We start from the raw sequence: 3,075 nt of genomic DNA on the forward strand, positions 1-3,075 counted from the left end.
CCGTGCCGATGCCCCCGTCGACGCATCGTCGACCATCGACGACGCTGCGGCACCGGACGCCCCGCGGGATGCGACCGAGACCGCGACGGACGTCCCAGTGCCGCCCGTGCCGGACGCGGCCGCCGTCGAGGGCGCCCTCGAGGCCGACCTCGGCGCCGAGGCCCTCCCGGAGGGGACGGACGAGGCTCCCGCGGCACCGGTCCTGCGCACCTCGGTCCGCGGCTCCCTCGACGGGGTGCGATCCGATCGCCCAGGGACGCCGCCTCCTGCATTCGTCCCCCAGGTCCGTCGGCCCGATCCACGGTCGGAGGCCGCGGCGGCCTCCGCCACCAGTGCCCTGTCCGAGGGCACCGGAACGGCGCGTTCGACGGCACGGGTCGGCGACGCCCCACCCCGGCAGGCCGGCGCGTCCCGCTCCGAGCCCGCCGCGGCGCCCGCCTCGCTGCCGGCCTTCGCACCCTCGAGCGAGAGGCGGCCGTCGAGCGCCCACCGCGACTTCGACTCGCTCATCGGGCGATCGGCCGAGGTGCTGACCACCCGGCGGTTCAACCCGACCCCCGTGGTCCTCGGCGTGGTCGCGGTGCTCCTGGTCATCGGAGCGGTGCTGGCCTGGAACTCGCTCACGGCTCCCGGTGGGCTCTTCTCCGGGCTCGGGGTGCTCGCGGACTCCGACTCCGGCGCGTCCAGCCCCAAGCCGACCTCCTTCGAGAGCCCGAGCCCGACCGAGACCGAGGACGGCCAGACCGGCGAGCAGAGCGCGTCGCCGACGGCGACGGCCGGCCCTGCTCCGGTCATCGCCTCCGCGCAGATGCTCGACCCGCCTCCCGGCGGAGACAACAACGAGCACCCGGAGGCCGTCGGGGCCGCCATCGACGGCGACCCGGGCACCTACTGGTTCTCCCGGACCTACCGGTCGCCGACCTACGGGATGAAGTCCGGTATCGGCTACGCCGTCACGCTGGCCGAGCCCGCGACCGTCAGCTCGGTGACGCTGACCGTCCAGGGGACCGGTGGCATGGTCGAGGTCCGCGCGACCGACCCCTCCACGCCCACCGAGGGCCCGGTCCTGGCCTCCGGGCCGATGTCGGCCGAGACGGTGCTGACCTTCAGCGAACCGACCGAGGCCTCCTCGATCGTCCTGTGGTTCACCGCACTTCCGCAGAACGCCGAGGGCCTCAACCGGATCGAGCTGGTCGAGGTCCGGGTCTCCTGACCCACCGGGGAACATCCGGCACCTAGGATCTGTTGGCGCAGACACGCATCGACAGAAGGATGACTGTGAGCCAGAGCGTGCACGAGATCGTCATCATCGGGTCCGGCCCCGCCGGGTACACCGCGGCCGTCTACGCGGCCCGGGCGGGCCTCGAACCCATCGTCGTGGCCGGGTCGGTCACGGCAGGTGGCGCACTGATGAACACCACGGAGGTCGAGAACTTCCCCGGGTTCGTCGACGGGATCATGGGCCCCGAGCTCATGGAGAACATGCAGAAGCAGGCCGAGCGCTTCGGCGCGACGATCCTGTACGACGACGTCGTCTCCGTCGACCTCGACGGCCCCGTCAAGACCGTCATCACGGGGAACGGTGAGACCTTCCTCGCCCGCGCGGTGATCCTGGCGATGGGCTCGGCCTACCGGGAGCTCGGACTGCCCGAGGAGAAGGCGCTCTCCGGCCACGGGGTGTCCTGGTGCGCCACCTGCGACGGCTTCTTCTTCCGCGACCAGGACATCGTCGTGGTGGGCGGTGGTGACTCAGCGATCGAGGAGGCCACCTTCCTGACCCGCTTCGCCAGGACCGTGACGATCGTGCACCGTCGCGACGAGCTGCGCGCCTCCAAGATCATGGCGGACCGGGCACTGAACGACCCGAAGATCCGCTTCGCGTGGAACAGCGAGGTCGTGGCGATCCACGGTGCCGGCAAGGTCTCCGGGGTCCGCCTGCGCGACACGCTGACCGGCGAGGAGCGCGACCTCGACGTCACAGGGGTGTTCGTGGCGATCGGTCACATCCCGCGCAACGAGCTCGTCGTCGGGACCGTCGCCCTGGACGAGTCCGGCTACGTCCTGGTGGGCGGGGACGAGCGACGGGGCACCGCCACCGACGTCGCAGGGGTCTTCGCCTGCGGTGACCTGGTGGACCACACCTACCGACAGGCGATCACGGCGGCAGGGAGCGGCTGCGCCGCGGCCCTCGACGCCCAGCACTACCTCGCGGGGACGGCCGCCCCGGCCGCCCTGCAGACCGTACCCGCGACCCTCGAGGAGATCCTGTGAGCACTGTCCCCGTCACCGACGCGAGCTTCAAGGACGACGTCCTGTCCGCCGACGTCCCCGTCCTGGTGGACTTCTGGGCGCCCTGGTGCGGCCCGTGCCGCGCCGTCGCGCCGATCCTCGAGGAGCTCTCGGGCACCTATGAGGGACGACTGACGATCGCGAAGCTCAACACCGACGAGAACCCGCGGACGACGGCTGCGTACGGGATCACGTCGATCCCGACCATCAACATCTACAAGGGCGGCGAGCTGGTCAAGCAGATCGTGGGCGCACGCCCGAAGCCCGCGCTCGTGCAGGAGATCGAGAGCGTCCTCGCCTGAGCGCACTTCTCCGTCCAGGAATGCCGTCCCGCACCGCGGGGCGGCATTTCTCGTCCTGGTGGGGCGTGGTCCCGGGCGTCGCTCCAGGAGTCGCGCCGGGCGCAGTCCTGGCGATGGCCCTGACGTGATCCCGTCGTGACCGTCCCTCCGTCCCGCTCCCGGTGGCGTGCCCGTTTCCCGGCCGGTGGGCGGCGGATCGCATCGCCCCGACGGGGTGGCACACTCGTTCCATGACCTCACACCTCGGTGGACCGACGGGGCAGGTGCCTGTCGGCCCCACCTCCGCCGCCGCCGGGACCCGTCTGGACCCCTGGAACACCTCCTACGCAGCCCGCACGCACGGGATGCGCGCTTCGGAGATCCGCGCTCTCTTCGCCGTCGCGAACCGCCCCGAGGTGGTCTCGTTGGCCGGCGGGATGCCGAACCTCGAGGGCCTCCCGCTCCAGGCCCTCGCAGAGCAGGCGCACGCCCTCGTCCTCCAGCG

The 3,075-nt window shown here is 72.0% G+C and carries 2 protein-coding genes and 2 pseudogenes; all 4 read left to right on the forward strand.

Annotated features, from left to right (window positions below):
- A pseudogene (locus tag ABWK99_RS15255) lies at positions 1-1,213 on the forward strand (hypothetical protein); the annotation flags it as partial.
- Positions 1,214-1,272: 59 nt separating this feature from the next.
- Positions 1,273-2,271 carry a thioredoxin-disulfide reductase gene (gene trxB / locus ABWK99_RS15260; RefSeq protein ID WP_372595544.1) on the forward strand — a complete coding sequence of 333 codons (999 nt, stop codon included), beginning with the start codon at positions 1,273-1,275 and terminating at the stop codon, positions 2,269-2,271.
- A complete protein-coding gene (gene trxA, locus ABWK99_RS15265; protein WP_372595545.1) occupies positions 2,268-2,591 on the forward strand; it encodes a thioredoxin in 324 nt (107 codons plus the stop codon). The genes trxB and trxA overlap by 4 nt, the downstream gene beginning before the upstream one ends.
- A gap of 230 nt (positions 2,592-2,821) precedes the next feature.
- Positions 2,822-3,075 (forward strand): annotated as a pseudogene (locus tag ABWK99_RS15270) (PLP-dependent aminotransferase family protein); the annotation flags it as partial.

Source organism: Actinotalea sp. (genome assembly GCF_041597215.1).
Taxonomy (GTDB): domain Bacteria; phylum Actinomycetota; class Actinomycetes; order Actinomycetales; family Cellulomonadaceae; genus Actinotalea.